Origin of the sequence: Janthinobacterium amylolyticum, assembly GCF_051380655.1 — a bacterium.
In the GTDB taxonomy this organism is placed as follows: domain Bacteria; phylum Pseudomonadota; class Gammaproteobacteria; order Burkholderiales; family Burkholderiaceae_D; genus Janthinobacterium.
This window is the reverse complement of sequence record NZ_JBNYXL010000004.1, coordinates 369,719-386,485: the sequence shown is the minus strand read 5'-3', so window position 1 is coordinate 386,485 and position 16,767 is coordinate 369,719. Positions and strand designations below refer to the sequence as shown.

General features: G+C 68.6%; 8 protein-coding genes. 3 read left to right on the top strand and 5 right to left on the bottom strand.

All coding sequences use genetic code 11. The features are described from left to right. The 3 genes from rlmB to ACQ4WR_RS11025 all read left to right on the top strand — a co-directional run bounded on the left by rlmB (window position 1) and on the right by ACQ4WR_RS11025 (window position 2,405). Complete coding sequence (rlmB, locus tag ACQ4WR_RS11035) at window positions 1–744, top strand: 23S rRNA (guanosine(2251)-2'-O)-methyltransferase RlmB (RefSeq protein WP_071324394.1); 744 nt, start codon at window positions 1–3, stop codon at window positions 742–744. A 202-nt stretch (window positions 745–946) separates the two neighbouring features. After that, a complete protein-coding gene (gene cysE, locus ACQ4WR_RS11030) occupies window positions 947–1,696 on the top strand; it encodes a serine O-acetyltransferase (protein WP_436487246.1) in 750 nt (249 codons plus the stop codon). Between the two features lie 10 nt (window positions 1,697–1,706). Further along, window positions 1,707–2,405 carry a YceH family protein gene (locus tag ACQ4WR_RS11025; RefSeq protein WP_436487245.1) on the top strand — a complete coding sequence of 233 codons (699 nt, stop codon included), beginning with the start codon at window positions 1,707–1,709 and terminating at the stop codon, window positions 2,403–2,405. A gap of 115 nt (window positions 2,406–2,520) precedes the next feature. On the opposite strand, the gene ACQ4WR_RS11020 is transcribed toward ACQ4WR_RS11025, so the two are convergent. From ACQ4WR_RS11020 to ACQ4WR_RS11000, 5 genes are all read right to left on the bottom strand, one after another. Continuing rightward, window positions 2,521–3,669 carry a GGDEF domain-containing protein gene (locus tag ACQ4WR_RS11020; protein WP_436487244.1) on the bottom strand — a complete coding sequence of 383 codons (1,149 nt, stop codon included), beginning with the start codon at window positions 3,667–3,669 and terminating at the stop codon, window positions 2,521–2,523. Between the two features lie 745 nt (window positions 3,670–4,414). Continuing rightward, window positions 4,415–5,584 (bottom strand): HlyD family type I secretion periplasmic adaptor subunit, encoded by a 1,170-nt coding sequence (locus tag ACQ4WR_RS11015; protein WP_436487242.1) that lies wholly within the window; start codon window positions 5,582–5,584, stop codon window positions 4,415–4,417. Beyond that, a complete protein-coding gene (locus ACQ4WR_RS11010; RefSeq protein ID WP_436487240.1) occupies window positions 5,581–7,713 on the bottom strand; it encodes an ATP-binding cassette domain-containing protein in 2,133 nt (710 codons plus the stop codon). The genes ACQ4WR_RS11015 and ACQ4WR_RS11010 overlap by 4 nt, the downstream gene beginning before the upstream one ends. Window positions 7,714–7,741: 28 nt before the next feature. Further along, window positions 7,742–9,034, bottom strand: a complete 1,293-nt coding sequence (locus ACQ4WR_RS11005) for a TolC family protein (RefSeq protein WP_436487239.1) — start codon at window positions 9,032–9,034, stop codon at window positions 7,742–7,744. Window positions 9,035–9,211: 177 nt separating this feature from the next. Beyond that, the gene (locus ACQ4WR_RS11000; RefSeq protein ID WP_436487237.1) at window positions 9,212–16,345 is read right to left on the bottom strand and encodes a hypothetical protein; all 7,134 of its coding nucleotides are present in this window, start codon (window positions 16,343–16,345) and stop codon (window positions 9,212–9,214) included. Window positions 16,346–16,767 lie beyond the last annotated feature (422 nt).

The window sequence follows — 16,767 nt, the reverse complement described above, 5'->3', positions numbered from 1 at the left end:
ATGAAGAATAAAATGATTTTCGGCTTCCACGCCGTCACCTCGCGTTTGCGTCATGAAGCGTCGTCCGTGGAAGAAATTTTCGTCGATGCCAGCCGTGTCGACGGCCGCATGAAGGACATGATCGCCGCCGCCAAGTCGGCCGGCGTGCGTGTCATGCCTGTCGATTCCTCGCGTCTGGACAAGATCGTCGGCACGCGCCGCCACCAGGGCGTGATCGCCTTCGCGTCGCAGCTGTCGCTGGCACGCAATCTGGACGAATTGCTGGACGCCATCGACGGCCCGCCGCTGCTGCTGATCCTCGACGGCATCACCGACCCGCACAACCTGGGCGCCTGCCTGCGCGTGGCCGACGGCGTCGGCGCACATGCCGTCATCGTGCCGAAGGACCGCGCTGTGGGCCTCAACGCCACGGCCGCCAAGGTTGCCAGCGGCGCCGCCGAAACCGTCCCGTACATCACCGTGACGAATCTGGCGCGCACCATGCGTGAACTGAAGGACCGCGGCATCTGGCTGATCGGCACTTCGGACGACGGCGAAAAAGGCTTGTACGAAGCCGATTTCACGGGCCCGACGGCCCTCGTCATGGGTTCCGAAGGCGAAGGCATGCGCCGTTTGACGCGCGACACCTGCGACATGCTGGTCAGCATCCCGATGTTCGGCTCCGTCGAGAGCTTGAACGTGTCCGTGGCTTCCGGCGTGTGTCTGTACGAAGCCCGCCGCCAGCGCATCGCGAAAGAAGGCTAAAAAACGTCCAGGGCGGCGTTGCATTGCCTCGCCGTACTTGCGTACTGTCTTCGGCAATGCGCCTTGCCCTGAACATTTTGTAGCGCTTCTTTGATCAGCCGCCGCCCTTGAGGCGGCGCTTGTTTATCTGCCTCTCCGGCAGCACCCCGCCGAATACGCTACCATTTGCGTCTTGTCTCTTACCTATTCAGAAATCCGTCTTATGTTCCACCACTTGCGCGAAGACATCAACAGCATCATCGAACGTGACCCCGCCGCCCGCAATGGCTGGGAGGTGCTGACCTGTTATCCGGGCTTGCACGCCATCGTCATGCATGGCTGGGCGCACTGGTGCTGGACGCGGCGCCTGAAGTGGGTGGGGCGCTTCATTTCGTATCTCGGCCGCATCATCACGGGCATCGAGATCCATCCTGGCGCCAGCATCGGCCGGCGCGTCTTCATCGACCATGGTTTCGGCGTGGTGATCGGCGAGACGGCCGTCGTCGGCGACGACTGCACCATCTACCAGGGCGTGACCCTGGGCGGCACCTCGCTGCACAGCGGCAGCAAACGCCATCCGACCCTGGAACGCGGCGTCATCGTCGGCGCCGGCGCGCAAGTGCTGGGCAACTTCACGGTGGGCGAGTACGCCAAGGTGGGTTCGAACGCCGTGCTGCTCAAACCCGTGCCGGCCGGCGCCACGGCCGTCGGCAACCCCGCGCACATCGTGCAAAAGGATCTCAATGCCCTGCGCGAAGGCAGCACGGCCCATCTGTTCGCCGCCTACGGCGTCACGCCGAACGGCGACGATCCGCTGTCGAAAGCCCTGCAGGGCCTGATCACGCACGCCGTGGCGCAGGAGCAGCGCATCGAAACCATCCTCGCCACTCTGAAGGCGGCGGGCATTTGCTGCCAGGCTGTGCCTGAATGTGATAAATTGGATTCGGAACAAATGAACAAGCTGGTTGATTAAGGATAGACGCATGAATACTGATGTGACGGCAGGCGAAAAAAGCACTGACAATCCCAATCTGCTCGACCCGTTCGAGATCCGCGTGCTGGCCGTGCTGGCCGAAAAGGAAGCGCTGACGCCGGACAGCTATCCGCTTTCGCTCAACGCCCTGACCAATGGCTGCAATCAGCTGTCCAGCCGCGACCCCGTGATGGCGCTGTCCGAGGAAACCGTGTACGACGTGCTGCAGCGCCTGATGCAGCGCAAGTTCGTCAACGGCATCACGCAGGCGGGCGCGCGTGTCGCCAAGTACGAACACCGCATGCGCATCAAGTGGTCGCTGGAACAGGACAAGCTGGCCATCCTGACGATATTGATGCTGCGCGGCTTGCAGACGGCGGGCGAGATCCGCAGCCGCAGCGGCCGGGTGCATGACTTCAAGTCGGTGGCGGAAGTGGAATCCGGCCTGCAATTTTTGATCGACAAATACCCGCCGCTGGTGGCCAGGCTGGCCGTCGCGCCGGGCGCCAAGGAACCGCGCTACGGCCACTTGCTGGGTGGCGAGGAAGCGCTGGCGCAGAGCGAGACGGCAGCCGGTTTTGCCGGCGCCGTCAGCGCGCCGCAGCAGGTCAGCCGTGTGGCCCAGCTGGAACAGGAAGTGCTGCAATTGCGCAGCGATTTCGATGGCCTGGCGGCGCAGTTCGAGGCCTTCCGCAAGCAGTTCGAGTGACAGGGCAGGCCGGATGAGCGGGGCCGCCGAGGCGCAGCGCGCCCACGGCGGCGAGCGATAGCGCCAGTTCTTCGGCTTTTTCAGCGTCAGGCTGATTGCGCAGCGCCGGCCGGCGTCAGGCGGCCCGCACCACCCGCACGCTATCGCGGCCCTCGCGCTTGGACGAGTACAAGGCGGCGTCGCCCAGTTCGAGCAGTGCCGCCAGGCTTGCCGGTGGCCGCTCGAACAAGGTGGCGCCCACGCTCAGGGTCACCGCCTTGGGCGTGGCGAATGCCTGCTGCGCCATCTGGCCGAACATGCCGCGCAAGGCATTTCCCAGCGCCACCACGCTGTCGCTGCTGGCCCCATGCAGCAAAATCACGAACTCGTCGCCTCCCAGCCTGGCCGCCAGGGCACCCTGCGGCAGGGTGTTGCACAGCATTTCACTGAGGGCCACCAGCAATTTGTCGCCCGCGCTGTGGCCGTGCAAGTCATTGACCTGCTTGAAATTGTCGATATCGATCAGCAGCAGGGCGCCGGGGCTGTGCGGCGAGGCCTGCTCCAGCAGCGCGGGCGCCCGTTCGTCCAGGGCGCGGCGGTTGTACAGCGCCGTGAGCGGGTCGCGCGCGGCCAGCTGCTCGATGCGTTCCTCGCGGCGGTGGCGTTCCGTGCCCGTCATGGACAAGGCGATCAGCATGATCGCCATGGCCCCTTCCACCAGCGAAATCTGGATGACTTCGCCACGGAAGCCGGCCAGATCGACGAAGGTATTGAGCGCAACGATGGAAGCGGCCTTGGCAAAATAAAAAAGGCCATGCAGCAGCAGCACGTAGCGCAGCTGCACCGCGCCCACGCTGAGGGAAACGCCATGCGGGCGCAGCAGGTAGCTGGCGCGCAGGCAGATGCCGGCGATGAGCAGCGACTGCACCACGAACATCACCTTCGACCACCAGGGGGCACCGGGCACCAGCAGCATGGCCAGCCAGGCGAGGGGAAGCAAATACCACGCACGCGACAGGCGCATGTCCATGAACCTGGCCACGCCCGCCAGGAACAGCCAGTGGGCGGCGATCAGCAAGCCGTTGGCAAACCAGATGCCGATCAGCAGAAAACCGCTGGTGCGCAGCAGGGCCAGGACGCAGCCCACCGTAATGACGGCGAACCCCGCACTCCAGAACAGCAGCGATTTTTCGCGCACGCTGCGCCATTCCACCGCCAGGTACAGTGCGGCGGCCGCGGCCAGCGCCGTAGTGAGGATGAGGATGGTGGAAGGATCGAGTGCCATGATTCGGGAGGGCGTGAGCTTGCGCAGATAAAGCGAGGAAGGGTAGTTCGCTATTTTAGCGCTCTCCAGGCCAGGTTTGGCCTGTCTTTGTTGACCACAAGTATCAAATATGTGCTGCCGCCAACAGTCAGCGGCCGATCGACGCTGCCGCGTGGCCATGGCGCAAGGCGCCGGATCACGGGGCGCAGGCCGCGCTGCCTTGCGCCCGCGTCGGTGGCTGCTTTGGTGTGCCCGGCGATTATGAGGTTGTGTGGACCCTTGCGGCAGGCACCACGCGGGTGAGCCCGGATTGGTACATAGTGTCATGTATAAACAACACAAACGTGGTAATGGCCGGCGAAATTCTCCGGACATGATCTGCCTGCTCTGCTCTGCTCTGCTCTGCTCTGCTCTGCGGTGCCAAGGCAAGGCAGCCATGCCAGCCTGACAGGCGCAAGCCAAAACTGTTCTCATCTGGCCGTGAGAGATAGTCATGCATGGCATTCCAGGTGCCATTCCGGTGGCCACCGACATATGCGCAAAAAATCGCATTTGAACGCCTCGATCAATGCTTGCAGCGTAGTGATATTTGATACCTCCACGGTGCATTCGCGCATGGGGAAATGGGGGCGCCGTGCCAGAGAAGACGTCAAAATAATCATTCCAGGCGATGGGCGCTGCGCCGCGAAAGCCATCCTCCCCGGCAGTGCGAGGCAAGCCCGCACATTGTCCGGACCGTTTTGTCGGGGAGTCTATCGGCGATACATCACCGTTCCCCCATCGACTCCGAAAACGTCTTGGTGATCGGTTTCGTCAGGTAGCGCAAGACCGTCTTGCGGCCCGTGTTGATTTCCACCGTGGCCGTCATGCCGGGCTGGATGAGGATTGGTTCGCCGTTCTTGCCGATCAGATTGCGCCCGCTGGTCTTGATCTGCACGCGGTAGTAGGGCTGTTCATTGCCCTTGTTGTCTTCGCTCAGGGTATCGGCGCTGATGTAGCTGACGGTGCCGCGCAGGCGGCCGTAGATGCCGTAGTCGTAGGCGTCGAGTTTCACGGCCGTGGGCAGGCCCGGCTTGATGAAGGCGATGTCGGCCGGCTTGACCTTCGCTTCGATGATCAGGTCATCGTCGGTGGGCACGATCTGCAGGATTTCCTCGCCCGGCTTGGCCACGCCGCCCAGCGTTGTGAGGCGCACGTTGCGCACGATGCCGTCCGTGGGCGCGTAGATATCCGTCGAACCCAGCTGCTCCTTGCGCTGCGTCACCGTCTGCAGCACGCCGGCCAGGTCTTCCTGGGCTTTCACCATGTCCGTCTGGCTGTCCTGCAGGTATTTGTTGCGCCGGTTGGTGATCTGCGCCTGGATGTCGACCACTTGGCGCCGCAGTTTCAGCACTTCGGCGCGGCTGACATCACCCGTTTCCAGCAGCGGCAAGTTCATTTCGAGTTCTTCCTTGATCAGCTTCATGGCGCTTTCCAGCGCGCCCACTTCCGCCTGCACGGCGCCTTGGCGCTTGCTGAACAGGGCCAGCTGGTTGGCGCGGAATTCGGGAAACGCCTGCAGTTCGGGCGGGAATTTCGGCGTGCCGCCAAACACCTCTGCCTGCAGGCGCGCCACGGCCGCCTTCAGGCCGGCCGCCTTGGCCGTGCTTTCCAGGTAGCTCGTCTCGGCGCGCGTGCGGTCGAAGCGCGCCAGCAGTTCGCCCTTTTTCACGATGCTGCCTTCGTGTACGCGCAATTCGGCCAGCACGCCGCCGTCGGCCACCTGGATGATCTGGTTGCGCGAACTGGCGATCACCTGGCCGTTGGCGCGCGTCACCTGGTCCAGCTCCGCCCACGAAGCCCAGGCGATGACGCCCGCCAGCGCCGCCGTGCAGCTCCAGATCAGCACGCGGCCCCGTTTGGCTTCTTCTTTTGCTTCCACCTTGGCCAGTTTCATGCGACGGCTCCTTGCGCCACCGGCGCTGGAGCTGGAGCTGGCACGGCCTGCGGCTTGCCCGACAGCTTGGCCAGCACGACGTCGCGCGGGCCGTCGAGCAGCACCCGGCCCGCCTGCAGCACCACCAGCCGGTCGAGCAGGGGCAATAGGGCGTTCTTGTGCGTGGTGGCGACCATGGTCACGCCTTCGGCCGCCAGTTCACCCAGCAAGCCGACGATGCGCGCTTCCGTCTTCGCATCCATGGCGCCCGTCGGTTCGTCCAGCAGCCAGATTTTCGGTTTCGCCAGCAGCAGGCGCGTGACGGCGATCAGCTGGCGCTGGCCGCCGGAGACGCCGCGTCCGCCTTCGGTGATGGCCAGCGCCAGTCCGCGCGGCTGGCCCAGTATCAGTTCGATCAGGCCGGTGCGCCTGGCCGCCGCGAGGATCGCTTCCTCGCCCGGGTCGGCCAGGCCCAGCAGCAGGTTGTCGCGCAGGGTGCCGCTGAACAAGCGCGTTTCCTGCGGCAGGTAGCCGATCATTTCGCGCATCACGGGCGGCGCCAGCAGGGCCATGTCGACGTCGCCCAGGTAGACCTTGCCCTCGGCCGGCTGGTACAGGCCCGAGGCCAGTTTCAGCAGGGTGCTCTTGCCCGAGCCGATGGCGCCCACCAGGCCGACCCGTTCGCCCGGACGGATGGCCAGCGCTTCGACTTCCAGCGCCACCTTTTGCGCGCCGCCATACGTAAAGCGGATGCGCTCGAAGCGCAGGCCCTTGTCCAGGCTGCGCGGCGTCAGCGCGAATTGCGCATTGTCCGCCTCGTTGGGCAGGCTGATGACCTGCTCCAGGCCATCGATCGAGGCGCGCGCATGGGCCCATTGCACCATCACGGCGGGCAGCTGCACGATGGGCATCAGGGCGCGGTTGCTGATGATGGTGCAGGCCATCAGGGCGCCCATGGTCATCTGGTTCTCCGCCACGAACCAGGCGCCCATGGAGATCAGCGCCACGTTGGTCAGCTGCTGGAAGGCGGCCGTGATGTTCTGCGACAGGGCCGCATAGTCGCGGATATTCTGCTCGGCATAGCTGGTCTCGGCCACCAGTTCGGCCCAGCGCGCCTGCATCATCCATTCGGCGCTGCTGCCCTTGAGGGTTTCGACGCCGTCGACGGCTTCCACCAGCAAGCCGGCCTTGCGGTTGCTGGCATTGAGGTTCTTGCGCGTGTGGGCCTGGATGGCGCGCTGGAACATCAGGCCGCACAACAGGGCCAGGGGCAGGGCCACCAGCGGCACCACCACCAGCCAGCCGCCGATGATGGTGATCATGGCCAGGAAGATCAGGGCGAAAGGCACGTCGGTGAGCACGAACAGGGACGTCGAGGTAAGCACGCCGCGCACCATCTCGAAGCCCTTCACCTGCGCCGCCAGGGTGCCGACGGAGGCAGGGCGTGCTTCCATGCGGATGCCCAGCATGCGCTGGAAAAACCACTCGGACAGCTCATGGTCGACGTCATTGCACGAATGGTCGACGATGCGGCTGCGCACCTGCTTGAGGATGAATTCCAGGCCGATCGACAGGGCCACGCCCACCACCAGCACCCACAGGGTGCTGAAGCTCTGGTTGGGGATCACGCGGTCGTACACCTGCATGGAAAACAGCGAGGTGGCCATGGTCAGCAGGGTTACCAGCGCGGTGGCCAGCACGGCGTCGACAAACACGCTTTTCTTCAGCCACAGGGCATTGCGCACCAGGCCAAGGGCGCCGGGACGCGCCGCGCTTTTCTCGCTGCGGCGCGGCAGGCCCACGCAGGCCAGGCCGGCCAGCGTCGCCAGCAGCAAGGGACGGCCATCGCTGCCTTCGCCATGCCAGGCGCCGTCGGCGCCGCGCGACTGCAGCAAGCCCCAGCCCGTGCTGGGGCTGTAGACGGCGAACGGCAGTTCGCCCGGCGTCGGCTCGTGCAGCAGGCGCGCCGCACCTTCCAGCCCGGCCGCCTGCCAGACGGTAGTCAGCACCACGCCTGGCGCGCCGTTGTCGTCGATGTCATCGAGCTGGCGCTGCAGGTCGGCCAGGCGGGCGGCGGCCAGGTGCTGGCCCGTGAGCCGCGCGGCCCTGTCGATGAGTGTCAGCAAGCCGTGTTTGATGGAGGTGTCCACGCTGTCTCCCGGTTAGATTCTGTGGCGGTCAGTTGGCGCGCGCCGATGCCGCGGGCGCCGTGCGTCCGGCCAGGGTGCCCGTCTGCGCGGCCAGGCGCAGGCTGGCCGCGATGGCTTGCGCGCGCGTGTCTTCCAGCGCGAACTGCGCCTGGGTGGCTTCGCGCACGGCGTTGAGCACATCGTTCCAGCTCTTGCGCCCGATCACATACTGGCGCGCATACGATTCGAATACCTGCGTCGATGTGGTGCTGGCCTCGCCCGCGTTGCCCAGGCGCTGGCGGCTGGCTTCTGCCTCGTTCCAGTCCAGGGTGAAACGCTCGCGCACGTCGCGTTCGGCCGCATCGTGCGCCGCGCGCGCGCCTTCGCGCCGGGCCACGGCCGCATCCACGCCGGCCTTGGCCGACAGGCCGGCGCCCGGCTGCGCCTGCAGCACCAGCATGGCGCGCGTGCGGTTGTCGGCATTGATGCCGCCCGTGGGTTTTTCCACGCGCAGCACGACCTTCGGCAGGTAGGCCGAGCGTTGCAGGGTGATTTCCGAATCGGCCGCCTGCGCCTCGTAGTCGAGCCGCTGCAGGGTGGGCGAATAGCTGATGGCCTGGCGCATGACCCGATCCAGGCTGGCGTCGGGCAGCGGCTCGCCGACGCCGACGCCGGTGCTGCTGACCACGCGCACCGGCTTGCCGGCCAGCTGCGACAGCTGCGCCAGCGCGTTTTCCAGCGCCTGGCGCGCGTTCGACACGTCGTTGGCCGCCTGGTAGGCGCGCGATTCGGCCAGGCGCTGGTCCGTCTGCGAGCTGACCGACTGCACCACGCGGCGCCTGATCATTTCCAGCAGGCGCTGGTGTTCGGCCAGCCCTTCCTCGGCCGAACGCACGCGCGCCGTCTGGCGCAGCGCTTCCGTATAGGCGCTGATCACGCGCAGCGAGAGGGTCAGGCGTTCTTCCTCGATGGCGGCGCCGGCCGCGTCGACCCGGCTGCCCGCCGCATCGATGCCGGCGTCGATGCGCCCGCCGCTCCACAGCGGCTGGTCGATGCGCACCACGCCGCCCGTTTCCCGCGAACCCGTGGGCACTTCCGCCGACAGGCTGGGATAGCGCTGCCATTGCGCGCCATCGAGGTCGGCCCGCGCGGCGGCCTGCGCCGAGCGTTTGCCCTGCACGGCGGGGTGGCTTTGCAGCGCCTGCTGCAAGACCTGGTCGAAGGTCCAGGCAGTGGCGCCCTGGGCGTGGACAACGGCGCTGGCGCTGGCCATGGCCACGGCCGCCAGCACGGCCGCGAGACAGGGCAGGATGCCGGCCCAGGGGCGCCGGCGCAGATGCATTGCTGGGAAACCGCGTAATCTCATCCCGTGTTTTTCCGGCCTCGCGGCCTGAAGGTATGCATGCAATACCGCCGCTTGCGCGGCTATCGCAGGGGGAGCGCGGACCCTGCCAGTGACTGCAGCCATGCTGGCCGCGCTCCTCCCGCACCTTGCAACTTCTTTGCCGTCACGCCGCCGTCAGACGACGAAGTTGGCCGCCGTCAGCTGCGTGATGTTGACGCCGCTCAGCAGCACCAGCGCCGTGTCGATGGCGTTGGCGTTGCTCAGGTCACTCGAGTGGTAGACCGTGACGGCGCCGTTGTTCTGCGCATCGGCGATCACGATATAGCCTTGTCCCGACAACACGCTGCTGTCGGCCGCGATGGCACTGGCGGCAGCCTGGATCGAGACGGCCGTGCCGTCGAAGATGAACAGGTTGTCGTTGCCAAAGTCCGTGCCCAGGTTGACGCCGATTGCCACCGATGCCGTCAGGTCGGCAATGGCCGACATGTCGATCACATCGCCGCCAGTCGCTGTCGGGCCCGCATCGAAGCTGGCCACCGTCAGCGGGTTGTGCAGCGCTTGCTGGCTCAGCACGAGGAGCTGGCTCGCGTCCGTCAGGTCGGCCTGGGCCTGGGCGGCGGCGGCCACGGCGGCATCGGCATTCGCCGCCACCGTCAGCGAGGCAGCATCCGTCAGGTCCGCTTGCGCCTGCGCCTGCAGTGCCGCGGCCGCGGCCGCATCAGCTGCCAGGTGCAGGGCGTTGGCGTCCGTCAGGTCGGCGCTCTGCGACGCGGCCAGTGCCGCCGCCGCCGCCGCGTTGGCGGCCAGCGTGAGTGCCACGGCGTCGGTCTGGTCGGCGATGGCTTGCACGGCGGCGGCATTGGCGGCGTCCGCATCCGAAATCAGGGCCAGGGCGCTGGCGTCGGTCAGGGCAGCGAGGGCATTGGCTTGCACCAGCGCCGCATCGGCCGCCTGCGCGTCCGCCTGCGCCTGGGCCGCTGCCGCATCGTCGGCAAAGGCCGCGTTGGCATTGGCATGTGCCTGCGCCGCCGCTGCCGCTGCGCTGGCGGCTACCGCATCGTCCGCTTGCGCCGCTTGCAGGGCCGCCAGCGAGGCAGCGGCCTGTGCCTGCGCCAGCGGCGCGGCCGCATCGGCTGCATGCGCGGCGGCCGCCGCGGCAATGGCGTTATTGGCGTTGACGGTGGCCGCCGCGGCGGCCGCGTCGTCCGCCTGCGCCTGCTGCGTGGTGGCCAGCGAGGCGGCCGCTTGCGCGGCGGCTGCCGCTGCCGCATCGTCGTCGTTCTGCGCCGCCGTGGCTGCCGCCAGGGCGCTGGCTGCGGCCGTTGCCGTGCTGACGGCCAGGGCATCGGCGGCGATGGCTGCCGCTTGGGCGCCGGCCGCGGCGGTGGCATTGGCTGCCGCCTGGTTGGCGGCCGTATCGTCGGCTTGCGCCGCTTGCGCGGCAAGCAGTGCTGCCGCCGCTGCCGCTGCGCTGGCTGCGGCCGTGGCGTCGGCCGCGGCGGCGGCCGTGGCAGCCGCTTGCGCCAGCGCTGCTGCCGCGGCGGCGTCGGCTGCCGCCTGGTCGTCGGCGACGGCAGCGTCATGCGCGGCCTGTGCATTGGCGGCATTGCTCGCTGCCAAGGCCGCTGCCGCGTCGTCCGCCTGCGCCGCCTGGGTGGCGGCCAGGGTAATGGCAGCCGCTGCCGCTGCCGCTGCGGCGGCAACATCGGCGTCGTGCGCGTTTTGCGCGGCCAGCTGGGCGGCGGCGGCTGCCGCTGCCGTGGCGGCCACGTCGGCATCGGCGGCAATGGCCGCATTCAGCGCCGCTTGAGCGTTGGCGGCGGCTGTTGCGGCGGCCGCTGCCGTGGCGTCGTCGGCCTGGGCATTGAGCGTGGCGGCCAGCGAGATTGCCGCTTGCGCTGCCGCCGCTGCTGCTGCCGCATCGGCGTTCTGTGCCGCGACCGCCGCCGCATGCGCCGCTGCCGCATTGGTGGCGGCCGTGGCTGCCGCCGCATCGTCGGCCTGGGCCGCTGCCAGCGCCGCGTGGGCCGCCGCCGCATTGGCGTTAGCCTGGGCCGCATCATCCGACGCGCTCTGGGCGGCCAGCAGGAGGTTCAGTTTCAGGGTCTTGTCGTTGTCGGCATCCGTGGCGTTGATATCGGCTGTCACGGCGGCAGTCAGGTTGGCGATGGCCGCATTGAGCGCGATATGAGCGTTCGCCGCTGCCGTGTCGGCCAGCTGCGCCGCCAGGGTGGCGGCGGCCGAGAGCGCCGCCGTGTGGGCGGCATTGGCGGCGGCATCGTCGGCGGCCAGCGCTGCGCTGGCCGCTGCCAGTGCGTTGTTGGCTACCGTGGCGAGGGTTGCCAGGGCGGCATCTGCCAGCAGGGCGGCGTTGGCAAGCAATTGCGCGGCTGCCGCGGTGGCTGCCGTGGTGGCCGCCGCGGTGTCGTCGTTCTGCGCCGCCGTGGTGGCGGCGAGCGAGGCGCTGGCTGTCGCGATGGCCGCGTTCAGTGTTGTCGTGGCCGCATTCAGGGCTGCCTGGGCACTGCTTGCGGCTGTGGCGGCGGTAGCGGCAAGGCTGTCGTCGTTCAGGGCCTGGTTCAGCGCGGCCAGCGCGCTGGCCGCCGTCGCCGCGGTCGTGCCGACGGCGAGATCGGCCGCTTGCGCCGCCTGTGTGGCAGCCAGCGAGATGGATGCCGTGAGGGCGGCGGCGGCGGCGGCGATATCATCCGCCTGCGCGTGCTGTGTGGCGGCGGCCGAGATGGCGGCGATGGCGGCGGCTGCGGTAGCTGCCGTGTCGGCGGCCGTGGCCGCGGCTGCTGCGGCCGTGGCATTCGTGGCGTTGATTGCAGCGGCAGCGGCGGCGGCATCGTCGGCCAGTGCCTGGTTCAACGCGGCCAGGGCGTTGGCGGCGATGGTGGCGGCGCTGGCGGCCGTGTTGTCCAGCGTTTGCGCCGCCTGGGCAGCCGCTTGCGAGGCGGTGGCCACGGTAGCGGCGGCAGCGGCGGCCACATCGTCGGCGATGGCGGCGGCTGTGGCGGCGTTGGCCAGCACGGCGGCAGCGGCCGTGGCTGCCGCATTCGCGTCAGCAGCCAGTGCCGCATTCAGGGCGGCCAGGGCGTTGGCGGCCGTGGCTGCCGTCGAGGCGGCTGCCGTGTCGGCCGCTTGCGCCGCTTGCGTGGCGGCCAGCGAGGTGGCCGCCACGCCGGCGGCGGTGGCCGCAAGCGTGTCGTCCAGCGCTGCCGCCGTGGCGGCCGCCTGCGAGGTCAGTGCCAGGGTGGCGGCGGCGGTGGCGGCATTGTCGGCGTTGAGCGCATTGTTCAGCGCCGTCAGCGACGCCGCTGCCGTGGCTGCCGTCGAGGCGGCTGTCGCATCGTCAGCCTGTGCCGACAGCGCGACGGCGCGCGACAGGTTCGCCGTGGTGGCGGCCGTGGTGGCGGCCAGCGCCGCCACCAGGTCGAGCGGGTGGGCGGCCGAATAGGCCGCCAGTGCCGTGGCGTTGGCGGCGTCGTTGTTGGCGATGGTGGTGAGTGCCGCCGCATCCGTCAGCGCGGCCTTGGTGGCGGCCACGGTGGCCGCTGTCACGTTCAAGGTGTGCTGGGTACCCAGTACAACGGCATCCGTCAGGCCGGCCAGGGCGGCGGCGGCCGTGGCGGCCGTGGCGTTTACGGTGGCGGCCAGGTTCAGGGCCACGGCATCCGTCAGGTTGGCTGTCGTTTGCGCGGCGGTGGCGGCGGCAGCGTCAACGGTGGACACCAGGCCCAGGGCCACGGCGTCGGTCAGCGCGGCCGTGGCGGCAGCCGTGTTGGCGGCGGCGGTGGCGGCCGTCGAGACGGTTCCCAGGGCCACGGCATCGGTCAGGTTAGCGACGGCGGCAGCGGCGCTGGCAGCCGTGTTGGCGGCCGTCGACACCAGGCCCAGGGCCACGGCATCGGTCAGGTTGGCCGTCGTTTGCAGGGCGGCGGCGGCGGCCGCGTCAGCCGTGGCGACCAGGCCCAGGGCCGTGGCGTCGGTGGCGGCAGCGGCGCTGGCAGCCGTGTTGGCGGCGGCCGTCGCGGCAGCCGATACGGTGCCCAGTGCCACCGCATCGGTCAGGTTGGCAACATTGGCAGCCGTGCTGGCGGCCGTGTTGGCGAGACTTGCCACCAGGCCAAGGGCGGCGGCGTCCGTCAGGTTGGCTGTCGCCTGCAGGGTCGCGGCCACGGTGGCGTCGGCCGTGGAGATCAGGCCCAGGGCGGTGGCGTCCGTCAACGCCGCCAGGCTGGCGGCCGAGGAGGCGACCAGCGCATCGGCGTTCGAGATGAGGCTCAGTGTGACGGCGTCGGTCTGGCCCGCTGTCGTCGCGGCGGCTGCCGCGGCGGCGTCGGCAGCTGCCGATACCAGGCCCAGGGCGACGGCATCGGTCAGGTTGGCCGTGTTTTGCGCCGCCGTGGCGGCCAATTGCGCCAGCGTATTGGCAGAGCTCAGCGCGTTGACGGTGGTCTGGGCGGCCAGCTGGGCGGCGGCATCGGTGGTGGAGATCAGCCCCAGCGCGCCGGCATCGGTCAGTGCCGCCGTGGCGGCGGCAGCGGTGGCGGCAGCCTGTGCGGCAGCGGCGGCGCTGACGGCCGAGATATCGATCCCGCCGAGGGCGGCGGCAGCTTCCGCCGCCGAGACGGCGGAAGCTGCCGTGGCGGCCAGCGCCGCTGCGTCGGTCAGGTTGGCCGTCACTTGCAGGGCGGTTGCCGCTGCCGCATCGAGCGTGGCGGTGGCGGCAAGGCTGATGGCATCCGTCAGGCTGGCGGTGAGGTCGGCGCTGTCGGCATCGCCCTGCAAGGCATTGACGGTGGCCGTCAGGTCGAGCACGCTGGTCTGGCCGGCCGTGACGTTGGCGGCCAGGGAGGCGAGGTTGGCGAGATTGAAGGCGTTGAGCGCCACGTTGACATCCAGCAGGCTGGCCTGGGCATTGGCGGCAGCCGCATCGGCGTCGGCCTGGTCTGCCGCTTGCTGCAAGGCGACGACATCGGTCTGGTCAGCCACTGCCTGGGCATTGGCGGCGTCGTTCGCGGCGGCCGCGTCGGCGGCTGCCAGGGCGGCGGCATCCGTCTGGTTGGCCGTGGTTTGCGCGGCCAGCGCGGCGGCGGCGTCCGCGTCGGAAATCACTTGCAGGGCGGCGGCATCCGTCAGCGCGGCTTGCGTGGCGGCGCTGGCGGCCGTGGCGGCGGCCGCGTCAGCAGAAATTTGCAGCGCGGCGGCATCGCTCTGGTTGGCGGTGATCACGGCATTGGCAGCGGCGGTCGCGGCAGCGGCGGCCGCGATATCAAGCGCGGCGGCATCCGTGGCATTGGCCACGGCGGCGGCAGTGGCCGCCGTGCTGGCATCGGCGTTGGAAATGACGGCCAGGGCGGCCGCGTCGGTCAGGCCGGCCTGCACTTGCGCCGCGTCCGACGCCAGGGTGGCCGCATCGGCGATCAGGCCCAGGGTAGGCGCATCCGTCTGGTTCGCTTGCGTCTGCGCGTTCGCGGCAGCCGTCGCGGCGGCATTGGCGGCCGCTTGCAGGGCGACGGCGTCGGTGGCGTTGGCGAGCGAGGCATCCCAGGCGGCCACGCCGGCGGCGGCGTCGGCGGCCATCGTCAGGGCGACGGCGTCGGTCAGCGCAGCCTGGTTGGCTGCTGTCGTGGCTGCCGTGGCGGCATTGCTGGCAGCCACGCCCAGGGCTGCCGCATCGGTGGCATTGGCCGCTGCGGCGGCATTCGCCGCAGCGGTGGCGGCGGCGTTCGACGCGGCGGCCAGGGCGGTGGCATCGGTGACATCGGCCAGTTCGGTCGCGGCGGCAGACGCGGCTGCGTCAGCATCCGACACCAGCGCCAGGACGTCGGCATCGGTAAAGCTGGCCTGGATGCCGGCGGTGACGGCGGCGTTGGCGGCGGCCGTTGCCGCCAGGTCCAGCGCGGCGGCATCCGTGGCATTGGCCAGCGCCGTGGCGGCGGCAGCGGCAGCGGCGTCGTTGGCCGCGATGACGCCCAGTGCGGCGGCATCGGTCAGGTTTGCCTGCGCAATGGCGGCGGCGGCGACGACATCGGCCGCGTCGGCGATCAGTTGCAGCGCAGGTGCATCGGTCTGGTCAGCCTGCGTTTGCGCCGCATCGGCGGCCGCTTGCGCGGCGGCGGCGTTGGCGGCGGCCGTGACGGCAGCCGCATCGGCATTTTGCGCCGCGGTCGTGGCGGCCAGCGAGGCGGCGGCCGTGGCCGCGGCAGCAGCGGCAGCGTTGTCGTCATTTGTGGCGAGCGTGGCGGCTGCCTGCGCGCCGGGCACGACGGCGGCCGTGCTGATGGCCAGCGCATCGTCGCTGTCGGCGCTATTCGCGGCGGCCAGGGCTGCGGCTGCCGCGGCGGCGGCTTGCGCGGCCAGCTGGTCGGCCAGCGTGGCGGCATTCGCGGCTGCCTGCGAGGCGGCGGCCGTGGCTGCCGCTGCGGCGGCGCTGGCGTCGTCGGCCAGCGCGCTGTTGGCGGCATTCAAGGCGGCAGCGGCGGCCAGCAGGATGGTGTCGCCAACCGTAATGGTGAGAGAGGGATTGTTGGGATCGACCTGGCCGCCCGTGCCACCTCCAGTGCCTCCGGTACCACCGCCCGTGCCGCCTCCGGTACCGCCCGTGCCACCGCCTGTGCCTCCGGTGCCACCTCCGGTACCGCCCGTGCCACCGCCTGTGCCTCCGGTACCACCTCCGGTACCACCCGTGCCACCACCCGTGCCTCCGGTGCCCGAGCCGCCCGTGCCGGAACCGCCGGCGGCAGCGCCGCCGCCGCCACCGCCGCCAGCCGCGGCGGCGACCAGCCCAATGCCGCCGATCGCGCCCAGGGCGCCGAGTCCGCCGAAGCCGCCGGCGGCACCGGCAGCACCGGCGCCAGTTCCTGCGCCAGCCGAGGCGCCGGCGACGTCAACGATGCTGCCACTCGGTATGCCCGCCGCACCGGCGCCTGCCCCTGCGCCTGCTGGCGCGGCCGCACCGCCATTGCTGTCGCTTTGTGGCGTGCCCAGATCGGCATTGCCCGTACCAGCCTGGCCTGCCGCCGCGCCGCTACCACCGCCAGCCCCTGCCGCCAGCGCCGCTGCGGCGGCTGCGGCGCCAAGCACGCCGGCATTGCCTGTTTCGGCACTGCCCGTGACTTCGACGACGTTTTCCGCTGGCATGGTTTGATCGGCTACGGCGCCTTGCGCCAGTTCGTCTTCGTCATACTGCTTGCGCTCGCCATGCCTGGTAACGGCGGCTTTTTTATTGCTTGAAGTGCTCTTGGCACCGGCGGCATCGGCATTGACGGAAGGTTGTGCTGGGTTTTGTGGGGTGGCCATTTGAAAGTCTCCGGAAGAGGTTATGCGTTCGGTCAATTTTTTAATGAGTTAAAAAATTAATAAATATAGATACGTTTCCATGGTTTCTCCGGCGTGGCTTGGGCCGTGATCGCTCTTGATTGCCTGCTGTGTTTACAGTGGCAAGTAAAACATATTTGTATAAAAATCGCAGGTGCAAAAAAGTGCTGCGCTGAAAATATTTAAAATGTTATTTTTATATTTGTTATCTACTGCACTATTTTTCTTTCCTGTTACTCAGAAAAAATCACGTGCAAATTGCAGGGACGGGCGCCATGGCATGTTACTAACCGTTGTTTACTTTGCGTCTTTCCCTGCTATCACTCTGAGGATAGTTTCAATTTTGAAACATTCAATTTCATTTTGACCACTAGCCACACCTCTATTCTGTCAAGGTTTACGCA

What these genes read in the sequence shown, in the direction of transcription:
- rlmB (WP_071324394.1), top strand. Translation starts at nt 1, where the DNA reads ATGAAGAATAAAATGATTTTCGGCTTCCACGCCGTCACCTCGCGTTTG.
- cysE (WP_436487246.1), top strand. Translation starts at nt 947, where the DNA reads ATGTTCCACCACTTGCGCGAAGACATCAACAGCATCATCGAACGTGAC.
- ACQ4WR_RS11025 (WP_436487245.1), top strand. Translation starts at nt 1,707, where the DNA reads ATGAATACTGATGTGACGGCAGGCGAAAAAAGCACTGACAATCCCAAT.
- ACQ4WR_RS11020 (WP_436487244.1), bottom strand. Translation starts at nt 3,669, where the DNA reads ATGGCACTCGATCCTTCCACCATCCTCATCCTCACTACGGCGCTGGCC.
- ACQ4WR_RS11015 (WP_436487242.1), bottom strand. Translation starts at nt 5,584, where the DNA reads ATGAAACTGGCCAAGGTGGAAGCAAAAGAAGAAGCCAAACGGGGCCGC.
- ACQ4WR_RS11005 (WP_436487239.1), bottom strand. Translation starts at nt 9,034, where the DNA reads ATGCATCTGCGCCGGCGCCCCTGGGCCGGCATCCTGCCCTGTCTCGCG.
- ACQ4WR_RS11000 (WP_436487237.1), bottom strand. Translation starts at nt 16,345, where the DNA reads ATGGCCACCCCACAAAACCCAGCACAACCTTCCGTCAATGCCGATGCC.